Genomic DNA, 18,628 nt, shown 5'->3' with positions numbered 1-18,628 from the left:
GGCAACTAAAATCGTCTTTAGATGGGGATTTACGGATGAAACTGAAAAACACTCTGGGTGCGGTCATCGGCTCGCTGGTCGCTGCCACTTCTCTGAACGTACTGGCTCAAGGCCAAGGCGCCGTAGAAGTTGAAGGCTTCGTTAAGAAGCAGTACTTCGACGAAGCTCGCGACTTCAAGAACGATGGCAACCTGTTCGGCGGCTCCATCGGTTACTTCCTGACCGACGACGTTGAACTGCGCCTGGGTTACGACGAAGTACACAACGCTCGCGCCGAAGACGGTCGCAACATCCGCGGTTCCAACACCGCTCTGGATGCTCTGTACCACTTCAACGCTCCTGGCGACACCATTCGCCCGTACGTTTCCGCTGGCTTCTCTGACCAGAGCATCGGCCAGAACGGCCGTAGCGGTCGTAACGGTTCCACCTTCGCCAACCTGGGCGGCGGTGCCAAGCTGTACTTCACCGAGAACTTCTACGCCCGCGCTGGCGTTGAAGCTCAGTACAACATCGACCAAGGCGACACCGAGTGGGCGCCGAGCATCGGTATCGGCCTGAACTTCGGTGGCGGCTCCAAGCCGGCCCCGGTTGTTGCCGAGCCAGTAGCTGAGCCGGTTGCCGAAGTTGCCCCGACTCCTGAGCCGGCTGAAACCGTACGCGTTGAGCTGGACGTGAAGTTCGACTTCGACAAGTCCAAGGTCAAAGAAGAAAGCTACGGTGACATCAAGAACCTGGCTGACTTCATGAACCAGTACCCGCAGACCAGCACCACCGTTGAAGGCCACACCGACTCCGTCGGCACCGACGCCTACAACCAGAAGCTGTCCGAGCGTCGTGCCAATGCCGTTCGTGAAGTACTGGTCAACCAGTACGGCGTAGGCGCTGACCGCGTTGGTTCCGTTGGCTACGGCGAATCCCGCCCGGTTGCCGACAACGCCACCGAAGCCGGCCGCGCGGTTAACCGTCGCGTTGAAGCTGAAGTGGAAGCCCAGGCCAAGTAATTGGTCCTGTGCTCTGCAGAAAACCCGGCTTAGGCCGGGTTTTTTGTGCCTGTCATTTTGCTAGTCGAGATCCGTCGAATAGCCATTGTAAGGCCGATGCCGCCTGATTAGACTGCGCGGCAATTCCGCCCCTTGCACTACCAAGGATTGTCATGATCAAGAAATGTCTGTTCCCGGCTGCTGGCTACGGCACCCGCTTCCTTCCGGCCACCAAGGCGATGCCCAAGGAGATGCTGCCGGTCGTCAACAAGCCGCTGATCCAGTATGGCGTCGAGGAAGCTCTCGAGGCCGGCCTGAGCGAGATCGCCATGGTTACCGGTCGCGGCAAGCGCGCCCTGGAAGACCATTTCGACATCAGCTACGAGCTGGAGCACCAGATCCAGGGCACCGACAAGGAAAAATACCTGGTCGGCATCCGTCGCCTGATCGATGAGTGCAGCTTCTCCTACACCCGCCAGGTCGAGATGAAGGGCCTCGGCCACGCCATCCTCAGTGGTCGCCCGCTGATCGGTGACGAGCCGTTCGCTGTGGTTCTTGCTGACGACCTGTGCTTCAACCTCGAAGGCGACGGCGTCCTGCAGCAGATGGTCAAGCTGTACAACCAGTTCCGCTGCTCCATCGTGGCCATCCAGGAAGTGCCGAAAGACGAGACTTCCAAGTACGGTGTGATCGCCGGCGAGATGATTCGCGACGACATCTACCGCGTGAACACCATGGTCGAGAAGCCGAAGCCGGAAGACGCACCGTCCAACCTGGCGATCATCGGCCGCTACATCCTGACTCCGGACATCTTCGATCTGATCGAGAAGACCGAGCCGGGCAAAGGTGGCGAGATCCAGATCACCGACGCGCTGATGAAGCAGGCCCAGGATGGCTGCGTGATTGCCTACAAGTTCAAGGGCAAGCGTTTCGACTGCGGCGGTGCCGAAGGCTACATCGACGCCACCAACTTCTGCTTCGAGAATTTGTACAAGACCGGCAAAGCCTACTGACAGGTACTCCGTTAAACAAAGCCACCTTCGGGTGGCTTTGTCGTTTCAGGCGGTTCGACTCAGGGGATGGGCATTGCTTCAGAGCCTGGCCCCAGTGGTTGGCCATAGCTGAACTCGACGTAGTTGCCGGCCGGATCGCGCAGGCCGCAGTAATAACCGACCGGATAAGGCTCGTCGCGTGATGCCCACACCAGACAACCGGCTGTTGCCGCACGTTGGGCGATCGCATCGACGGCTTCGCGGCTGTCCACGGCAAAGCCGAAATGGCTGTAGTCGTCAGCGGCCAGGTCGCGATCGGTGCCGCCGGGCATGATCACGAAGATGAACTGGTGCTCCTTGCCCGGTTCGGCCATCCAGACGATCTTCGAGCCCTTGCCGGCGCGTTCGTGAATCACCTGCATGCCGCAGAACTCCCGATAGAAATCCACACAGGGCTGCAGTTCCGGTACATGTAAGGCGATATGAGTAAGGGTAGGGCGCATGCGCTGCCTCCTGACGTCAGTCGAGCCTGTCTACCTTCAGCATACACGCAGGCTGCTGGGCTCTCCGGTATGCTGTAGGGCCTGCGAGGAGAGCATCCATGTCCTATGAATTCGACCTGTTCGTAATTGGCGCCGGCTCCGGTGGCGTGCGCGCCGCCCGCTTCGCCGCCGGCTTTGGTGCCAAGGTGGCTGTGGCCGAGAGCCGTTACCTGGGCGGCACCTGCGTTAACGTGGGCTGCGTGCCGAAGAAGTTTCTGGTGTATGGCGCCCACTTCGCTGAGGACTTCGAGCAGGCCTCCGGTTTCGGCTGGAGCTCGGGCGAGCCGACATTCGACTGGCCGACCTTGATCGCCAACAAGAATCGCGAGATTCAGCGCCTCAACGGCATCTACCGCAATCTGCTGGTGAATAGCGGCGTGACCTTGCTGGAGGGCCACGCCAAGCTGCTGGGCCCGCACGAGGTTGAGATCAACGGCCAACGCCACAGCGCCAAACACATCCTGATCGCCACCGGTGGCTGGCCGCAGGTGCCGGACATTCCCGGCAAGGAGCTGGCGATCACTTCCAACGAGGCGTTCTTCCTCGAACAATTGCCCAAGCGCGTGTTGGTGGTGGGCGGCGGCTACATCGCCGTCGAATTCGCCTCGATCTTCCATGGCCTGGGAGCGCAGACCTCGCTGCTCTACCGAAAGGACCTGTTCCTGCGCGGCTTCGATGGTGCGGTGCGTAAACACCTAAAGGAGGAGCTGGAGAAGAAGGGGCTGGACCTGCAGTTCAACACCGATATCGCCAGCATTGAGCGCCAGGCCGATGGCAGCTTGCTGGCAACGCTCAGGGATGGGCGCCAGTTGGAAACCGACTGCGTGTTCTACGCCACCGGCCGCCGGCCGATGCTGGATAACCTGGGCCTGGAAACCACCGGAGTGAAGCTCAACGACAAGGGCTTCATCGCGGTCAATGAGCAGTTCGAAACCAGCGAGCCATCGATCCTGGCGCTGGGTGATGTAATCGGCCGCGTCCAGCTCACGCCGGTGGCGCTGGCCGAAGGCATGGCGGTGGCGCGTCGCCTGTTCAAACCGGAGGAGTATCGCCCGCTGGACTACAACCTGATCCCCACCGCCGTGTTCAGTTTGCCGAATATCGCTACGGTAGGGCTGAGCGAGGAACAGGCGCGCGAGCAGGGGCATGACGTACAGGTGTTCGAGAGCCGTTTCCGGCCGATGAAACTGACCCTCACCGAGAGCCAGGAACGAACCCTCATGAAGCTGGTGGTGGACACCAAGACCGACAAGGTGCTGGGTTGCCACATGGTCGGGCCGGAGTCCGGGGAGATCGTCCAGGGCCTGGCCGTGGCGCTCAAGGCGGGCGCTACCAAGCGCATCTTCGACGAGACGCTGGGCATCCACCCGACGGCGGCCGAAGAGTTCGTCACCATGCGCACGCCTGTGAACAGCTGACACATCATGCAGCAGCTCTTCTACCTCGCCGACCTGTTCGGCGTCGCCGTTTTCGCCATCACCGGTGCACTGATGGCCGGGCGCAAGTCCATGGACCTGTTCGGCGTGCTGGTGATCGCCGTGATCACCGCCCTGGGCGGCGGGACGCTGCGCGACCTGATCCTCGACAACCATCCGGTCAGCTGGATTCGCAACGACACCTACATCCTGGTCGCGTCCATTGCCGCGGTCGGCACCGTGGCCTGGGTGCGCCTGACCCAGCCGATCCACGAACGCGGCCTGCTGATCGCCGACGCCTTCGGTCTGGCGGTATTCACGGTGATCGGTACCGAGGTCGCGCTGCAGCACAACGTGCCTTACAGCACGGCGGTGATCATGGGCGTGATGACCGGCGTGGCCGGCGGGGTGATGCGTGACGTGATCTGCAACGAGATCCCGTTGATCTTCCAGAAGGAAATCTATGCCACAGCCTGCATCTTCGGCGCGCTGGTATTCATCGTCCTGCGCGAGCTGCAGACGCCGCACTGGCTGGACACCGGGATCGCCATGCTCGCCGTGCTGCTGACCCGGCTGGCGGCGATCCGCTGGAGCCTGTCATTGCCGCGGTTCCACTTGCTGGACCGCAGCTGACAGGCCATCGGCACTCAGTGCTTGTGTTCGCCTTGCGGGGCTTCGGCCTCGATGGCGACTTCCACCTCGACCTTGCCGGCCTTCTCGAACTCCAGCGTCAGCGGGAAGCGTTCGCCGGCCATCAGGGGCTGGGTCAGACCGAACAGCATGACGTGGTTGCCGCTGGGCTCGAAGCGAGCTTCGCCACCTGCAGGAACGCCGACCGAGTCGACCTTCTGCATTTTCATCATCTCGCCCATATGCACATGGGTGTGCAGCTCAGCCTTGGCCGCGCGCGGGGTGCTGGCACCGAGCAGGCGGTCACCTGCGCTGCCCTTGTTGTGCACCACGAAGTAGGCGGCGCCGTTTGGCGAGGTGGGAGGCAGAGCGCGGGACCACGGATGGTCGATATGCAGGTCGCCAACGCTATATTCATGGGCGAAGGCCGAGTTGCTGAGCAGGGTGAGCAAGGCAAGCGAAGCCAGTTTCAGACGCATGCGAGAGTCTCTTGTGGGATGCTGCATGCACCCTAGCACGAAGTCGCACGCACGGCCCTGCGGCAAAGCTGCACAGAGTGGGTAATATCAACCTATGGGCCTGAGCGCGGCCAGTTGCGGAGAATGGAGTAGATGGAGCAAGCCGAGAAACTGACAGCCGGGAATCTGCCCCCGCTCAAGGATCTTATCGCCTGCCATGAGTGCGATCTGCTCATGCATCACCCGCATGTGGGCGAGGAGCAGAAGGCCTGTTGCCCGCGCTGCGGCTACGAGCTGGTGGTGCACCGCTCGCACATGCGCCGCCGCGCGCTGGCCTTGGTGCTGACGGCACTGCTGCTGTACGTGCCGGCCAACTTCCTGCCGATCATGAGCATGGATCTGCTCGGCCAGAACGCGGTGGATACGGTGTGGAGCGGGGTGATTGGCCTCTACCATTCGGGCATGCGGGGCGTCGCTGCAGTGGTGTTCCTCTGCAGCATGCTGGTACCGCTGCTCAAACTGCTCTGCCAGCTGTTCGTGCTGCTCGCCATGCCCTACGCCAGCCTGCGGCCGTTGGCCTGCCGGCTCTATCGCATCTATCACCACTTGCGTGAGTGGGGGATGCTCGAGGTCTACCTGTTCGGCATCCTGGTTTCCATCGTCAAGCTGATCGACCTGGCCGAGCTGCACCTGGGCGTGGGCATGGCCTGCTTCATTGCGCTGATGATGACGCAGGTCTGGCTGGAGGTGACCATGTCGCCGCACCAGGTGTGGGAAGCACTGAGCGAGGAGGGTGAAGATGCGCGCAATTGATGCCGGCATCCTGCTCTGCGGCGAATGCCACAAGCTGGAATACCTGCGTGAAGGCGAGGAGCAGCACTGCACAAGGTGCGGCGCACACCTGCATGAGCGCCGCCCCAACAGCATTGCGCGGACCTGGGCGCTGCTGATCACTGCGGCGATTCTCTACCTGCCGGCCAACATGCTGCCGATCATGACGGTCAGCATGCTCGGCAAGGGTACGCCCGCGACCATCATGGAAGGGGTCGTCGAGCTGATCCACGCCGATATGCTGCCCATCGCGCTGGTGGTGTTCGTCGCCAGTATTCTGGTGCCGACCTTCAAGCTGGTCGGGATCGCCCTGCTGCTGTACTCGGTGCAGCGCCGCCAGCCGATGTCGGCCAGGCAGCGCATTCTCATGTACCGCTTCATTGAGTGGATCGGGCGCTGGTCGATGCTGGATATCTTCGTCATCGCCATCCTGGTTGCGCTAGTCAACTTCGGCAATCTGGCGAGTATCGAGGCAGGCATGGGCGCTACGGCGTTCTGTACGGTGGTGATTCTCACCATGCTGGCCGCAGTGACCTTCGATCCCAGACTGATCTGGGACAACACCTTCGATGACGAGGAAGAGTCGGAGGGGAGTGAAGAGGCCGAGGCTCGCGGCTGAGCCCGGCAACGAGAGCGAAGCGGGCGCTTCGCCCTCGAACCGTCTGGCTCAGTTGCTGCGCGAGCCGTGGCTGTTCTGACCGCCTTTGCGCCCGGCTTCGGAGGCGCGTTGAGGGTCGTTTCTGAAGTTCCCACCACTCACATGGCCGCCTTTTTTGCCGGCTTCGGAGGCGCGCTGGGGGTCTTCCGCGAAGTTGCCTTTACCACCTCGATGTGTAGCCATTGTCCGATTCCTCTTCAGTATCTTCAGAATGAGCGCCCCATCAGGGGCTCCCTTACTCGGAGAGAATGCTGAAACAGGTGTTCAGTTTTTTTTTATTACTTCGAGGAATATCTATCGCGTCAGGTCTGCAATTTCGGGCGGAAATCCCCCAAACAGCAGGCTGTTTATGCGGTGTCGCTCGCGGAATTCACACCGCATGTCGAAAACGGCTGGATGGCCCTATTTAAAGCCGCCGAAGCGGTGTTAACGTCCCCAACACAACAAGGAGATGGTCAATAGACGAGCGCTGCTTTTATCGGCTGTCGGCGCTACGTTTTATCAAGGAGAACAGCCGCTATGCGAGCCAGACTCATAGTCCCGCTCATCGCTTGCTCGTTGCTGGCCTTTCTCGGCCTGCGTGAGCTTCCCGAGGCCGCGCCCCAGCAGGCCCGCTATATGTCGCCGTTCCAGGGCGGCGATCTACTCCCCACCGCGGCGCAGAGCTTGCCGAGCGCGGGGCCAGGCGACCCGCTCACTCTGGAGCTGCAACGCTTGCCCAGCGATGCCGAGCGCCTGCATTTCTAACCTGTGATGTCCGTTAGCACGCCGCTCCGAGGCCATTGCGCCTCGGAAGTTGACCGGCTGACCGCCCATCGGGGAAGTGGAACACCCATCGAAGCGGTCGGGTCGACCCCACAGGCGACGCGGACAACCTCTGTGCCTTTGTCGTCATCATCCAATCAATCTCCGGCAATGCCGGTATAGGAAGAAAACGATGAGCGATACCCTCAAAGACACCATCAAGGTTCTCAATAATCTGATCGAAACCAGCAAGGACGGCGAGGCTGGATTCCGTACCTGCGCCAAGGACGTCAAGGACGCCCAGCTGCAGTCGCTGTTCAACAATCGCTCGCGCGAATGCGCCGCTGCGGCCGGTGAGCTGCAGGGCCTGGTGCTGGAGCTGGGTGGCAAACCGGAAGACAGCACCAGCGTGGGTGGCGATATGCACCGCCGCTGGGTCGATCTCAAGGCGCTGGTCACCGGCAAGAGCGATGAGGCCATTCTCAACGAGTGCGAGCGTGGCGAGGACGTGGCCAAGAAGCACTACTCCGAGGCACTGAAGGAAACCAGCCTGCCGATCAAGGTCCGCGAGGTGGTGCAGCGTCAGTACGACGGCGTGCTGCGCAACCACGACCAGATCAAGGCACTGCGCAACATCGCCCGCGCCAGCTGATCGGGCAATCCCTATAGAGGCGGCCGGCATTAGCCGGCCGTTTTCGTTGGCGCCGACTTTTCCTGAGAGCAAAAAAATCCCCACGGCCAGGAGCAGCCGTGGGGAGCGCAATGGTCGACAAAGGGCAGGGTCGACCCAGGAGGGACTGTGTGGCCCGAGCAGACTCGGGCCGGATTCGATCAGGCGTTGGGCTGCCAACCTCCGCCGAGGGCCTTGTAGATGGCGACGATGCCGCGATACAGCTCGATCTCGGCCAGGGCCTGGGCGTCTTCGGCGGCCAGGCGCTCGCGTTCGGCGTCGAGCAGCACGAGGAAGTCTTCGGTGCCTTCGCGGTAGCGCACCGCGGCCTGGGCCGCCGCCGCGCGGCTGGCCTCGGACTGGCGTACCAGCGAGACCAGGCGCTGCTGGCGCTTGGCGTAGTCGCTGAAGGCGTTTTCCGACTCCTCCAGGGCCAGCAGCACCTGCTGCTCGTAGCTGGCCAGGGCAGCATCGGCGTCGGCTTCGGCGCCGCGCAGGCGAGCCCGCACGCTGCCTAGGTCGAACGCCGCCCAGCTGATGGTCGGCGCCACACCCCAGGCCCGCGCATCGGCGGCGCCGAGTTGCGAGCCACGCCCGGCGGTGAAGCCGAGGAAGCCGGACAGACTCACCCGCGGGAACAGGTCGGCGGTGGCCACGCCGACGTTGGCGGTAGCGGCGGCCAGCTGGCGTTCGGCCACGCGCACATCCGGACGGCGGCGCAACAACTCGGCCGGATCACCAATCGGCAGGGCCTTGGCGATCACCGGCAGCGGCTTGGCCGACAGGTCGACGGTCAACTGCTCCGGGCGCTGGCCTAGCAAGGTGGCGATGCGGTGACGGGCCCGCGCTTCCTCGGCCTGCAGTTGCGGCAGGCTGGCTTCGGTGGCGGCCAGGCGTGCGTCGCTGCGCAGCACGTCCAGCTCGCTGCCGACACCGGCGTCACGCAGCTGCTCGGTAAGGCCGCGCGACTCCTGCTGGTTCTTCAGGTTGTCACGGGCAATCCGCTCACGCAGCTGGGCGCCACGCAGGTTGCCATAGGCGTCCACCAGCTCGGCGATCAGGCTGACCTGCAGCTGATACAGCTCGGCCTCGGCGGCCTCGCTCTGCGCGTCGCTGGCCTCGATGGTGCGCTGGATGCGGCCGAACAGGTCGAGCTCCCAGGCCATGTCCAGGCCCAGGTCGTAGCGCTCCTGGCGGATGCGCTCCTCGCTGGTCGGTGGCTGCTGGGCCTTGCCGAACTCACCACTGGCGCGGCTGGTGATCACCGGCATCTGGTCGTTGCCGACGTCGTCGCGGATGGCGCGGGCGGCGCGCAGGCGGGCGAAGGCCACGCGCAGCTCGCGGTTTTCCTTGAGCGACTGCTGGACCAGCTGGCTCAGGGTCGGGTCGTCGAACTGATTCCACCAGGCCGATTCGAAATCGGTGCGGTCATAGTCGCCGGCCTCCAGCGCGGTGATCTGCGCTGGCTGGGTTTCTGGCGCCTTGTAGTCCGGGCCGACGGCACAGGCACTGACCGCCAGGGCGAGCAGGGCGGGAATCAACGGCTTCATGCATGCACCTCGTGAGCGATCTGGTTGGCCTTGCGTGCTTCACGTTTTTCCACGAAGGCGCGGATCAGCACGTAGAACACCGGGGTCAGCAACAGGCCGAAGAAGGTCACGCCGATCATCCCGCTGAACACCGCCACGCCCATGGCATGGCGCATTTCGGCACCGGCGCCGGACGACAGCACCAGGGGCACCACGCCCATGATGAAGGCGATGGAGGTCATCAGGATCGGGCGCAGACGCAGGCGGCAGGCTTCCAGCACCGCGGCGACGCGGTCCAGGCCTTCTTCCTGTTTCTCCTTGGCGAACTCGACGATGAGGATGGCGTTCTTGCACGCCAGGCCCACCAACACGATCAAGCCGATCTGGGTGAACACGTTGTTGTCACCGCCGGCCAGGATCACCCCGGTGATGGCGGAAAACAGCACGGTCGGCACGATCAGGATCACCGCCAGCGGCAGGCTCCAGCTTTCGTACTGGGCGGCCAGCACCAGGAAGGCCAGCAGCACGCAGAGCGGGAAGATGAAGATCGCGGTATTGCCGGCGAGGATCTGCTGATAGGTCAGCTCGGTCCACTCGTAGGTCATGCCGTTGGGCAGTTCTTCCTTGAGCAGCTTGGCGATCGCCGCCTCGGCCTGGCCGGAGCTGTAGCCGGGGGCTGCCGCACCGTTGATCTCGGCGGTGAGGAAGCCGTTGTAGTGCATCACCCGATCCGGACCGGCGCTGTTTTCCACCTTGACGAAGGTCGACAGCGGGATCATCTCGCCACGGTTGTTGCGCACCTTGAGCTGGCCGATCTGCTCGGGCTCCAGACGGAACTGCTGGTCGGCCTGGACGTTGACCTGGTAGGTCCGGCCGAAGCGGTTGAAGTCGTTGGCGTACAGCGAACCCAGGTACACCTGCATGGTGTCGAAGATGTCGCTGATGGCCACGCCGTGGGTCTTGGCCTTCTCGCGGTCGATGGCGGCATCCACCTGCGGCACGTTGACCTGATAGCTGGTGAACACCGACATCGGGTTCAGCTCCGGCAGCGCGCGCGCCTTGGCCAGGATGTTCTGGGTTTGCTTGTACAGTTCCTCGTAGCCGAGGCTGCCGCGGTCCTGGATCTGCAGACGGAAGCCACCGATGGTGCCGAGACCCTGCACGGGAGGCGGCGGGAAGATGGCGATGTAGGCATCCTGGATGTCGGCGAACTGGGCATTCAGCTCCGCGGCGATGGCGTTGGCGCTGAGCGAGGGATCCTTGCGCTCATCGAACGGCTTGAGCGGGGTGAACACGATGCCGCTGTTCGGGCTGTTGGTGAAGCCGTTGATCGACAGGCCCGGGAAGGCCACGGTGTTCTCCACGCCCGGGTGCTTGCCGGCGATTTCCGACATGCGCTTGATCACGTCCTCGGTACGATCGAGGGTGGCGGCGTCTGGCAGCTGGGCGAAAGCGACCAGGTACTGCTTATCCTGCTGCGGCACGAAGCCGGTCGGGGTGCTGGAGAAGCCCAGGTAGCCGAGCGCCAGCAGGCCTGCGTAGACGAACAGGGCGATGGAGCTGCCGCGCAGCACGCGCTTCACGGTACCAACGTAGCCATGGCTGGCGCGGTCGAAGAAGCGGTTGAACGGGTTGAACAGCCAGCCGCCGAACAGTTTGTCGAGCACGCGGGAGAAGCGGTCCTTCGGCGCGTGGTGGTCCTTCAGCAGCACGGCGGCCAGGGCCGGCGACAGGGTCAGCGAGTTGAACGCCGAGATCACGGTCGAGATGGCGATGGTCAACGCGAACTGCTGGTAGAACTGCCCGGTGAGGCCGGAGATGAACGCGGTCGGCACGAACACGGCGCACAGCACCAGAGCGGTGGCTACGATGGGACCGGTCACTTCCTTCATGGCTTGGCGGGTGGCCTCGATGGGTGATTTGCCTAGGCCGATGTTCCGTTCGACGTTCTCCACCACGACGATGGCGTCGTCCACCACGATGCCGATGGCCAGTACCAGGCCGAACAGCGACAGGGCGTTGAGCGAGAAGCCGAACAGGTGCATCACGGCGAAGGTACCGATCAGCGACACCGGCACGGCGGCCAGCGGGATGATCGAAGCGCGCCAGGTCTGCAGGAACAGGATCACCACTAGCACCACCAGCACGATGGCTTCGAGCAGGGTGTGTACCACTGCCTCGATGGAGCCGCGTACGAAGATGGTCGGGTCATAGACGATCTCGTAGTCCACGCCCTGGGGGAAACTCTTCTTCAGTTCGGCCATGCGCTCGCGCACCGAGTCGGAGATCTCGATGGCGTTGGAGCCGGGACGCTGGAACACCGGAATGGCCACGGCCGGCTGGTTGTTCAGCAGCGAGCGCAGGGCGTACTGGTTGGAACCCAGCTCGACACGGGCGATGTCCTTCAGGCGAGTGATTTCGCCATCGTCACCGGCGCGGATGATGATGTTCTCGAACTCTTCCTCGCTGACCAGACGGCCCTGGGTGTTGATCGACAGCTGGAAGCTGTTGCCAGCATCGGTGGGCGGCGCGCCGAGGGCACCGGCGGCGACCTGGCGGTTCTGTTCGCGAATGGCGTTGACCACGTCGGTGGCGGTCAGGTTGCGCGAGGCCACCTTGTTCGGGTCGAGCCACACGCGCAGCGAGTAGTTGCCCATGCCAAACAGCTGCACGTCGCCCACGCCGTCCAGGCGCGCCAGCTCGTCCTTGACGTTCAGCGCGGCGTAGTTGGACAGGTAGAGCATGTCGTAACGGTTATCCGGCGAAGTCAGGTGCACCACCATGGTCAGGTCCGGAGAGGCCTTGTCCACGGTCACGCCGAGCCGCTGCACTTCAGTGGGCAGGGTCGGCATGGTGCGGGTCACGCGGTTCTGTACCTGCACCTGGGCGTTGTCCAGGTCGGTACCCAGAGCGAAGGTGATGGTCAGGGTCAGCTTGCCGTCGTTGGTCGACTGCGAGGACATGTAGAGCATGCCTTCCACGCCGACGATGGCCTGTTCCAGCGGCGAGGCGACGGTTTCGCCGATCACCTTGGGGTTGGCGCCAGGGAAGTTGGCGCGCACCACCACGGTGGGCGGTACCACTTCCGGGTATTCGCTGATCGGCAGCTGGAACAGCGAGATCGCACCGGCGATCAGCACCAGCAGGGACAGCACGGCCGCAAAGATCGGCCGCTTGATGAAGAACTGGGAGAAGTTCATGAAGTTCTACCTCAGCCGCGCGGTGCGTTGCTGGATTTGACTTGTTTGTCGGCTACGCGCGGAGCATCGCGGCTATCGACGGCCTGACGCAGGTTGGCGAGCTGGGCGAGGGTGGCCTCGTCGGCCATCGGTACCGCTTGCGGCTCGACAGTGGCGCCGGGCATGGCGCGCTGCAGGCCGTTGACCACGATCTTCTCGCCCTTGGCCAGGCCGGTGCGGACGATGCGCAGGCCTTCCAGCTTCGGGCCGAGCTCGATGGCGCGGTAGTTCACGGTGTTGTTCTCGCCGAGGACCAGGACGAATTTCTTGCCCAGGTCGGTGCCGACCGCGTCGTCCTTGATCAGCGCAGCCGGGTAGGTGCTGCTGCCGACCAGTTTGAGGCGGGCGTAGAGGCCGGGGGTGAACTCGCCCTTGCTGTTGTCGAACACGGCGCGGCCACGGATGGTGCCGGTGCGCGGGTTGACCTGGTTGTCGAGGAAGTCCAGCTGCCCCTGATGCGGGTGACCGGCTTCGCTGGAGAGGCCGAGGTAGACCGGGCTGGCGCCACGGGCATCGCTACCGGCCTTGCGCGCCAGCTCGACGTATTTGAGGAACACGCGCTCGTCGGCGTCGAAGTAGGCGTAGACCTTGTCGGTGGAGACCACCGAGGTCAGCAGCGACTCGCCGGCGTTGACCAGGTTGCCGGAAGTGATCTCGGCACGACTGACGCGACCATCGATCGGTGCGGTGATGCGGGTGAAGCCGAGGTTGAGCTGGGCGTTGTCCAGTTGTGCCTGCACTGCCGCGACCTGCGCCTGGGCGGCCGTGGCGGCGCTGCTGCGGGCATCGGCCAGTTCCGCGGAGATGGCGTTGCTCTGACGCAGGCGATCACCGCGGCGAGCTTCGTTGGCGGTACGGGTGTAGTCGGCGCGGGCCTGTTGCAGTTGGGCCTGCAGGCGCTTGACCTCGGCCTCGAAGGGGCGCGGGTCGATCTGGAACAGCAGGTCGCCTTTCTTCACCAGGCTGCCTTCGTCGAAGGCAACTCGGTCGATGTAGCCGGAGACACGCGGGCGGATATCGACCGACTCGGGGGCTTCCAGGCGACCGGTGAACTCGTCCCACTCGTTGATCGGCTGTTCGATAACCTCGGCAACGCTGACCTTGGCGGCTGCTTGCTGTTGGCTGGCTTCGTCGCCCTTACCGCAGGCACTCAGCGCGAGGGCTGCGGTGATGGCCAGGGGCAGGCCCCAGAGGATGTTGCGTGACTGTTCCATGTTTGACTCCGCCAGTCGGATTTGTGAATGGGGCGGAGTCTGATTTGGCGGCTTTGATGAGACGAATCGAACGCTGCGAAGTTGAACATCATCCGTAATGATGATTCAGCCTCTTGCGTTAATAGTTTCTGCAGCCCCCGTGGCAGAGGGCTCGCGCAGGATCAGGCAAGGCTGTCCGGGTCGCCGCAGAACATCTGGATGCGCGAACGCAGCCAGCGTTCGGCGGGGTCGTTGTCCTGCGCGCCGCGCCAGCACATGTGCAGCTCGAAGGTGCGGGTTTCCAGCGGCAGGTTCTCGGCGCGCAAGCCGCCGGCGGCGGTAAGCGCGGCGGCGGTGTAGTCCGGTACGGTGGCCAGGATGTCGGTGCCGGACAGCAGCGTGCCCAGGCCGTTGAACTGTGGCACGGCGAGCACTACACGGCGTTTGCGGTCGAGCTTCTCCAGTTCCTCATCGATGAAACCGCTGAGGTCGCCGGCGAACGACACCAGCGCATGGGGCCGAGCGCAGAAGTCGTCGAGGGCGATATTTCCCGGCGCACTGTCGGCGCGCAGCAGGCGTGGCTTGCTGCGGCGCAATACCTTGCGTTTGGCGTTGGCCGGCAGCTCGTCGGTGTAGCTCACGCCCACCGAGATCTCGCCGGAGGCCAGCAGGTTGGGCATCAACAGATAGTTGGCGCGGCGAATCACCAGCACCACACCCGGAGCCTCGGCACGCAGGCGGCGGAGCAGGGGTGGCAGCAGGGCGAACTCGACGTCGTCGGACAGACCGATACGGAACACCGCCTTGCTGGTGGCCGGGTCGAAGTCGGTGGCGCGGCTGACGGCGGTGGAGATGGAGTCCAGCGCCGGCGAGAGCAGGCCGAAAATCTCGTTGGCTCGCGCGGTCGGCTCCATGCTGCGGCCGGTACGCACGAACAGCGGATCATCGAACAGGCTGCGCAGGCGGGCGAGAGCGGCGCTGATCGCCGGTTGGCCGAGGAAGAGTTTTTCCGCGGCACGGGTCACGCTGCGCTCGTGCATCAGCGTCTCGAACACGATCAGCAGGTTCAGGTCGACACGGCGCAGGTCGTTGCGATTCATGCTCAGCTTCCATTCGGGAACCTGTGAAAGGTGCGGCGGCGCAGAGCCGCCGTCAAGTCCGCGAGCATGCCGAAGCTGAACCTGCGTCGCTTATGGATCATCCATATTTATGGTGACTATCAATCTGTGCGGGTAGTTTTGCTGGAAAAGCCCGTATAGAGTCCGTGGCCATAGCAATATGAAGGCGAGGTGTTTGATGTCCCGCATGATCCGTTTCCACCAGTTCGGCGATGCCAGCGTGCTGCGCCTGGAGGATATGCCGACGCCCAAACCAGGCCCCGATGAGGTGCTGGTACGTACCCAGGCACTCGGCGTCGGCTGGCGCGATGTGCTGTGGCGGCAGAGCCTGTCTCCGGACGAAGCAGTCCAGCTGCCGGCCGGTGTCGGCTTCGAGCTGGCCGGTGTAGTCGAGGCCGTTGGCGCCGATGTCACGGACTTCGCTCCCGGCATGGCCGTGGCCAGTTTCCCGGCGTTCAGCCCCAACCAGTACCCGGCTTGGGGCGATCTGGTGCTGATGCCACGCAATGCGCTGACCCGTTATCCCGACGTGCTCAGCCCGAGCGAGGCGGCCGTGCACTACACGCCTTACATGCTGGCCTACTTTGCCCTGGTCGAGCTGGCCGAGGTGCAGCCCGGGCAGCGCGTGCTGATCACCGAGGCGGCCCACTGTCTGGCACCTCAGGCCGTGCAGATGGCCAAGGCCCTCGGCGCAGAAGTCATCGCCGCCACCAGCGAAGGCAGCACTCGTGCCTATCTGCGTGAGCTGGGCGCTGACAAGGTGATCGATACCGAGGAGCAGGACCTGGTCCTGGAAGTCGAGCGCTTCACCGACGGCAAGGGCGTGGAAGTAGTGCTGGACCAATGCGCCGGCCCGCAGATGAAACTGCTCGGCGACGTCGCAGCAACTCGCGGCAAGCTGATCATCTACGGCGTCAACGGCGGCAACGATGCAGCTTTCCCGGCCTGCGCGGCGTTCAAGAAGCACCTGCAGTTCTTCCGCCACTGCGTGCTGGACTTCACTGGGCAGCCGGAGCTGGGCCTGCAGCGTGACGAAGCGGCCGTGCAGCGAGCGCTGACGCGGATCAACCAGATGACCGCTGACCGCCTGCTCAAGCCGAGCATTTCCAGGAGTTTCAACTTCACGGATTTCGTCGCCGCCAACGAGTTCATGGAGACCTGTCCGTCCGGTGGCCGCGTGGTGATGACGCTGGATGCGTAAACCGCAGCTATAGTGGCTAAACGCCGCCTTCGGGCGGCGTTTTTATTTAATCGAGAAAAGATGATTGGCCAGCATTGAAATGATAAGAATTATCATTAAGATGCGCAGCAGACTGCAGCCGAGGATCGGGCGATGGGAATGCTGGGCAGTTGGGAGGACTTCGGCGGTGCGCCGCTAGTCGCGTCCCAAGACGTTAAGGACAATGGGCTGGAGAGCCTCTACACCGGCCACCGCCGTGTGCTGATCGATGCCGCCCAGGGTGTGCTCGGTTGCCGCGCGCGTGCCGAAGATGTGGTGCACGACGCCTTCCTCAAGCTGTGGGAGAGCGGCGACCGCCACGCCATCGAAGACCCGCTGCGCTACCTGTTCCGCATGGTGCGCAACCTGTCCATCGACCGCCTGCGCCGCCACGCGCTAGAAGGCCGCTATAGCGCCGACGATGAATTGCTCGACGAACTGCCCGCGCCGCAATCCGGCCCCGAGCAGCGCGCCATCGGCCAGCTCGAGTGGCAACGCCTGCAACTCGCTCTCGGTGAGTTGCCGGAGCGCACCCGCACCGTCTTCACCATGAGTCAGCTGGAAGGCTACAGCCAGCGCGAGGTGGCGACCCATCTCAGCGCCTCGCCGACCCTGGTGCATTTCCTTCTGCGTGACGCCCTCAGCCACTGCCGCAGCCGCCTCGAACCCGAGGCGGCCTGACTTCTGCCGTTCTGGACTCGCCATGAAACTGCTCAAACTGCTGTTCCGTGATAACCGCCTGCCGCTCTCCGGCATCGTCCTGCTCAGTTTGTGCAGCGCGGTGCTCAGCGTTGGCGTGATCGCCTTCATCAATCTGCGACTGATCCGTCTGGAAGGTGAGCTGGCAACCACGCTGCTCAGCTTCCTCGGCCTGCTGGCGCTGCTGATGGTCTGCGCCGGGGCAGGGCAGGTGGCGCTGCATACGCTCGGCCACCGCTTCGTCTATAAGCTGCGTCGCAGTCTGGTGCGGCGCGTGCTGGACACCGATATCGAGCGTCTGGAGCAGATCGGCGGTGCGCGCATCCTCGCCAGCCTGTCCAGCGACATCCGCAACATCACCATCGCCTTCGTCTATATGCCGGAGCTGACCTACGGCCTGATCCTCAGCATCGCCGCCTTCAGCTACCTGGCCTGGCTGTCGCCGGCGCTGTTCGGCATCACCGCGGCCTGGCTCGGCCTGACCCTGCTGGTGGGCTGGTTCTTCGTCGGCAAGGTCAACCTGCATATCCGCCTGCTGCGCGAGGCCGAGGATCGCCTCTATGAGGACTACCAGGCGATCATCGACGGCCGCAAGGAGCTGGCGCTCAACCGTGATCGCGCCCGCCTGCTCTACGACGAGGAGTTCGACCGCGACGCCCGTGCCTACCGCGACAACGTCACCCGCGCCGACATCTTCAACGGCCTGGCCGGCAACTGGGCCAACGCCATGGTGCTGGGCAGCATCGGCCTGGTGTTCTTCTGTGCCAGCGGACTGGGCTGGGCCTCTGGCGAGGTAGCCGCCACCTTCGCCCTGACCGTGCTGTTCTTGCGCGCACCGATGGTCGCAACCGTCGCCGCGTTGCCCAGCCTGCTGGCCGCGCGTATCTCCCTGGACAAGCTGGAAGCCTTGGAACTGGCGCCTGAAACCCCCGAGATCGCCATGCCGCAGGGCCTGGGCGACTGGCAGTGTCTGCAGCTGTCTAGCGTCGAATATCGCTACCCGGGCGAGGGCGACGAGGCCGGCTTCGATGTCGGCCCCATCGATCTCGAACTACGCCGTGGCGAGCTGGTGTTCCTGGTCGGCGGCAATGGCAGCGGCAAGTCGACCCTGGCCCGCCTGCTCACCGGCCTGCATCGCCCGGCCGGCGGTGAGATACGCCTCGACGGCCGCACCGTGCAAGCCCATGAATGGCAGGCCTACCGCCAGCTATTCGCCAGCGTGTACACCGACTTCCACCTGTTCGCCCGCCTGCTCGGCCCGGCTGGTGTCGAGGTGGAGGAGTCCCTGGTCGGACAATGGCTGGATCGTCTGCGCCTGCGCCACAAGGTCAAGTTCGCCGGTGGCCGCCTGGCTGGCACGCGTTTCTCCCAGGGCCAGCGCAAGCGTCTGGCGCTGATGCTGGCGATGCTCGAGGGGCGTGACATCCTGATCCTCGACGAATGGGCCGCTGACCAGGACCCGCTGTTCCGTCGCCTGTTCTACCGCGAGCTGTTGCCGCAACTGAAGGCCGCCGGCAAGACCGTACTGGCCATAACCCACGACGACCACTACTTCGACCAGGCCGACCGCTTGCTCAAGATGGATGGTGGCCGCCTGTTCGAACTCACCGGCGAAGCCCGCGAACGCGCCACCCAAGATGCGGTGCGCGAAATCGGCAGCTCGATTCCAGCCTGATTGCGACCGTCCAGCCCTCTGCAAAGGGGGCTGGGC

At 63.9% G+C, this 18,628-nt stretch carries 18 protein-coding genes; 11 read left to right on the top strand and 7 right to left on the bottom strand.

Annotated elements, in window-relative coordinates; all coding sequences use genetic code 11:
• Positions 1-35 precede the first annotated feature (35 nt).
• Positions 36-1,001, top strand: a complete 966-nt coding sequence (locus tag IP89_RS02340) for an OmpA family protein (protein ID WP_043307352.1) — start codon at positions 36-38, stop codon at positions 999-1,001.
• A gap of 152 nt (positions 1,002-1,153) precedes the next feature.
• Positions 1,154-1,993, top strand: coding sequence for a UTP--glucose-1-phosphate uridylyltransferase GalU (galU, locus tag IP89_RS02335; RefSeq protein WP_043307351.1), 840 nt, complete (start codon positions 1,154-1,156; stop codon positions 1,991-1,993).
• A 59-nt stretch (positions 1,994-2,052) separates the two neighbouring features.
• Here galU and IP89_RS02330 read toward each other — a convergent pair whose 3' ends face one another.
• Complete coding sequence (locus IP89_RS02330) at positions 2,053-2,475, bottom strand: VOC family protein (protein ID WP_043307350.1); 423 nt, start codon at positions 2,473-2,475, stop codon at positions 2,053-2,055.
• Positions 2,476-2,573: 98 nt separating this feature from the next.
• On the opposite strand from IP89_RS02330, the gene gorA reads away from it, so the two are divergent.
• Both gorA and IP89_RS02320 read left to right on the top strand, forming a co-directional pair.
• On the top strand, positions 2,574-3,932 hold the full coding sequence (gene gorA / locus IP89_RS02325; protein WP_043307349.1) for a glutathione-disulfide reductase: 1,359 nt from the start codon (positions 2,574-2,576) through the stop codon (positions 3,930-3,932).
• 6 nt (positions 3,933-3,938) lie between these two features.
• Complete coding sequence (locus tag IP89_RS02320; protein ID WP_043307348.1) at positions 3,939-4,562, top strand: trimeric intracellular cation channel family protein; 624 nt, start codon at positions 3,939-3,941, stop codon at positions 4,560-4,562.
• Positions 4,563-4,576: 14 nt separating this feature from the next.
• Here the strand turns inward: IP89_RS02320 and IP89_RS02315 are convergent, their stop codons facing one another.
• Positions 4,577-5,038 (bottom strand): copper chaperone PCu(A)C, encoded by a 462-nt coding sequence (locus tag IP89_RS02315; protein WP_043307347.1) that lies wholly within the window; start codon positions 5,036-5,038, stop codon positions 4,577-4,579.
• 132 nt (positions 5,039-5,170) lie between these two features.
• On the opposite strand from IP89_RS02315, the gene IP89_RS02310 reads away from it, so the two are divergent.
• Together IP89_RS02310 and IP89_RS02305 are read left to right on the top strand one after the other, a co-directional pair.
• The gene (locus IP89_RS02310) at positions 5,171-5,830 is read left to right on the top strand and encodes a paraquat-inducible protein A (protein ID WP_043307346.1); all 660 of its coding nucleotides are present in this window, start codon (positions 5,171-5,173) and stop codon (positions 5,828-5,830) included.
• Positions 5,817-6,467: a paraquat-inducible protein A gene (locus IP89_RS02305; RefSeq protein WP_043307345.1), complete on the top strand. Its 651-nt coding sequence runs from the start codon at positions 5,817-5,819 to the stop codon at positions 6,465-6,467. Before IP89_RS02310 ends, IP89_RS02305 begins: the two co-directional genes overlap by 14 nt.
• Positions 6,468-6,515: 48 nt before the next feature.
• Here IP89_RS02305 and IP89_RS22870 read toward each other — a convergent pair whose 3' ends face one another.
• Complete coding sequence (locus tag IP89_RS22870; RefSeq protein ID WP_081963143.1) at positions 6,516-6,689, bottom strand: general stress protein; 174 nt, start codon at positions 6,687-6,689, stop codon at positions 6,516-6,518.
• 336 nt (positions 6,690-7,025) lie between these two features.
• Between IP89_RS22870 and IP89_RS02300 the strand changes: the two genes are divergently transcribed.
• Both IP89_RS02300 and IP89_RS02295 read left to right on the top strand, forming a co-directional pair.
• Positions 7,026-7,253 (top strand): hypothetical protein, encoded by a 228-nt coding sequence (locus IP89_RS02300; protein WP_043307344.1) that lies wholly within the window; start codon positions 7,026-7,028, stop codon positions 7,251-7,253.
• Between the two features lie 190 nt (positions 7,254-7,443).
• Complete coding sequence (locus IP89_RS02295; RefSeq protein WP_043307343.1) at positions 7,444-7,902, top strand: PA2169 family four-helix-bundle protein; 459 nt, start codon at positions 7,444-7,446, stop codon at positions 7,900-7,902.
• 179 nt (positions 7,903-8,081) lie between these two features.
• On the opposite strand, the gene IP89_RS02290 is transcribed toward IP89_RS02295, so the two are convergent.
• The 4 genes from IP89_RS02290 to IP89_RS02275 all read right to left on the bottom strand — a co-directional run bounded on the left by IP89_RS02290 (position 8,082) and on the right by IP89_RS02275 (position 14,981).
• Positions 8,082-9,470 (bottom strand): efflux transporter outer membrane subunit, encoded by a 1,389-nt coding sequence (locus IP89_RS02290; protein ID WP_043307342.1) that lies wholly within the window; start codon positions 9,468-9,470, stop codon positions 8,082-8,084.
• On the bottom strand, positions 9,467-12,649 hold the full coding sequence (locus IP89_RS02285; RefSeq protein ID WP_043307341.1) for an efflux RND transporter permease subunit: 3,183 nt from the start codon (positions 12,647-12,649) through the stop codon (positions 9,467-9,469). Before IP89_RS02285 ends, IP89_RS02290 begins: the two co-directional genes overlap by 4 nt.
• 11 nt (positions 12,650-12,660) lie before the next feature.
• Entirely contained in the window at positions 12,661-13,902 is a 1,242-nt protein-coding gene (gene mexE, locus IP89_RS02280; RefSeq protein ID WP_043307340.1) for a multidrug efflux RND transporter periplasmic adaptor subunit MexE, read from the bottom strand.
• A 161-nt stretch (positions 13,903-14,063) separates the two neighbouring features.
• Positions 14,064-14,981: a LysR family transcriptional regulator gene (locus IP89_RS02275; protein ID WP_043307339.1), complete on the bottom strand. Its 918-nt coding sequence runs from the start codon at positions 14,979-14,981 to the stop codon at positions 14,064-14,066.
• Between the two features lie 196 nt (positions 14,982-15,177).
• Between IP89_RS02275 and IP89_RS02270 the strand changes: the two genes are divergently transcribed.
• The 3 genes from IP89_RS02270 to IP89_RS02260 all read left to right on the top strand — a co-directional run bounded on the left by IP89_RS02270 (position 15,178) and on the right by IP89_RS02260 (position 18,592).
• Positions 15,178-16,200, top strand: a complete 1,023-nt coding sequence (locus IP89_RS02270; RefSeq protein ID WP_043307337.1) for a zinc-dependent alcohol dehydrogenase family protein — start codon at positions 15,178-15,180, stop codon at positions 16,198-16,200.
• Between the two features lie 132 nt (positions 16,201-16,332).
• Entirely contained in the window at positions 16,333-16,899 is a 567-nt protein-coding gene (locus IP89_RS02265) for a sigma-70 family RNA polymerase sigma factor (protein WP_156114971.1), read from the top strand.
• A gap of 22 nt (positions 16,900-16,921) precedes the next feature.
• On the top strand, positions 16,922-18,592 hold the full coding sequence (locus tag IP89_RS02260; RefSeq protein WP_043307336.1) for a multidrug ABC transporter permease/ATP-binding protein: 1,671 nt from the start codon (positions 16,922-16,924) through the stop codon (positions 18,590-18,592).
• The last annotated feature ends 36 nt before the right edge of the window (positions 18,593-18,628 follow it).

This window comes from Pseudomonas sp. ML96, assembly GCF_000761545.1.
Taxonomy (GTDB): Bacteria; Pseudomonadota; Gammaproteobacteria; order Pseudomonadales; family Pseudomonadaceae; genus Aquipseudomonas.
The sequence above is the reverse complement of the archived record's forward strand: the minus strand, read 5'-3'. Positions and strand labels throughout refer to the sequence as shown.

What these genes read in the sequence shown, in the direction of transcription:
- IP89_RS02285 (WP_043307341.1), bottom strand. Translation starts at nt 12,649, where the DNA reads ATGAACTTCTCCCAGTTCTTCATCAAGCGGCCGATCTTTGCGGCCGTG.
- mexE (WP_043307340.1), bottom strand. Translation starts at nt 13,902, where the DNA reads ATGGAACAGTCACGCAACATCCTCTGGGGCCTGCCCCTGGCCATCACC.
- IP89_RS02265 (WP_156114971.1), top strand. Translation starts at nt 16,333, where the DNA reads ATGGGAATGCTGGGCAGTTGGGAGGACTTCGGCGGTGCGCCGCTAGTC.
- IP89_RS02300 (WP_043307344.1), top strand. Translation starts at nt 7,026, where the DNA reads ATGCGAGCCAGACTCATAGTCCCGCTCATCGCTTGCTCGTTGCTGGCC.
- IP89_RS22870 (WP_081963143.1), bottom strand. Translation starts at nt 6,689, where the DNA reads ATGGCTACACATCGAGGTGGTAAAGGCAACTTCGCGGAAGACCCCCAG.
- IP89_RS02330 (WP_043307350.1), bottom strand. Translation starts at nt 2,475, where the DNA reads ATGCGCCCTACCCTTACTCATATCGCCTTACATGTACCGGAACTGCAG.
- IP89_RS02275 (WP_043307339.1), bottom strand. Translation starts at nt 14,981, where the DNA reads ATGAATCGCAACGACCTGCGCCGTGTCGACCTGAACCTGCTGATCGTG.
- IP89_RS02270 (WP_043307337.1), top strand. Translation starts at nt 15,178, where the DNA reads ATGTCCCGCATGATCCGTTTCCACCAGTTCGGCGATGCCAGCGTGCTG.
- galU (WP_043307351.1), top strand. Translation starts at nt 1,154, where the DNA reads ATGATCAAGAAATGTCTGTTCCCGGCTGCTGGCTACGGCACCCGCTTC.
- IP89_RS02340 (WP_043307352.1), top strand. Translation starts at nt 36, where the DNA reads ATGAAACTGAAAAACACTCTGGGTGCGGTCATCGGCTCGCTGGTCGCT.
- IP89_RS02305 (WP_043307345.1), top strand. Translation starts at nt 5,817, where the DNA reads ATGCGCGCAATTGATGCCGGCATCCTGCTCTGCGGCGAATGCCACAAG.
- IP89_RS02315 (WP_043307347.1), bottom strand. Translation starts at nt 5,038, where the DNA reads ATGCGTCTGAAACTGGCTTCGCTTGCCTTGCTCACCCTGCTCAGCAAC.
- IP89_RS02260 (WP_043307336.1), top strand. Translation starts at nt 16,922, where the DNA reads ATGAAACTGCTCAAACTGCTGTTCCGTGATAACCGCCTGCCGCTCTCC.
- IP89_RS02295 (WP_043307343.1), top strand. Translation starts at nt 7,444, where the DNA reads ATGAGCGATACCCTCAAAGACACCATCAAGGTTCTCAATAATCTGATC.
- IP89_RS02320 (WP_043307348.1), top strand. Translation starts at nt 3,939, where the DNA reads ATGCAGCAGCTCTTCTACCTCGCCGACCTGTTCGGCGTCGCCGTTTTC.
- IP89_RS02310 (WP_043307346.1), top strand. Translation starts at nt 5,171, where the DNA reads ATGGAGCAAGCCGAGAAACTGACAGCCGGGAATCTGCCCCCGCTCAAG.
- gorA (WP_043307349.1), top strand. Translation starts at nt 2,574, where the DNA reads ATGTCCTATGAATTCGACCTGTTCGTAATTGGCGCCGGCTCCGGTGGC.
- IP89_RS02290 (WP_043307342.1), bottom strand. Translation starts at nt 9,470, where the DNA reads ATGAAGCCGTTGATTCCCGCCCTGCTCGCCCTGGCGGTCAGTGCCTGT.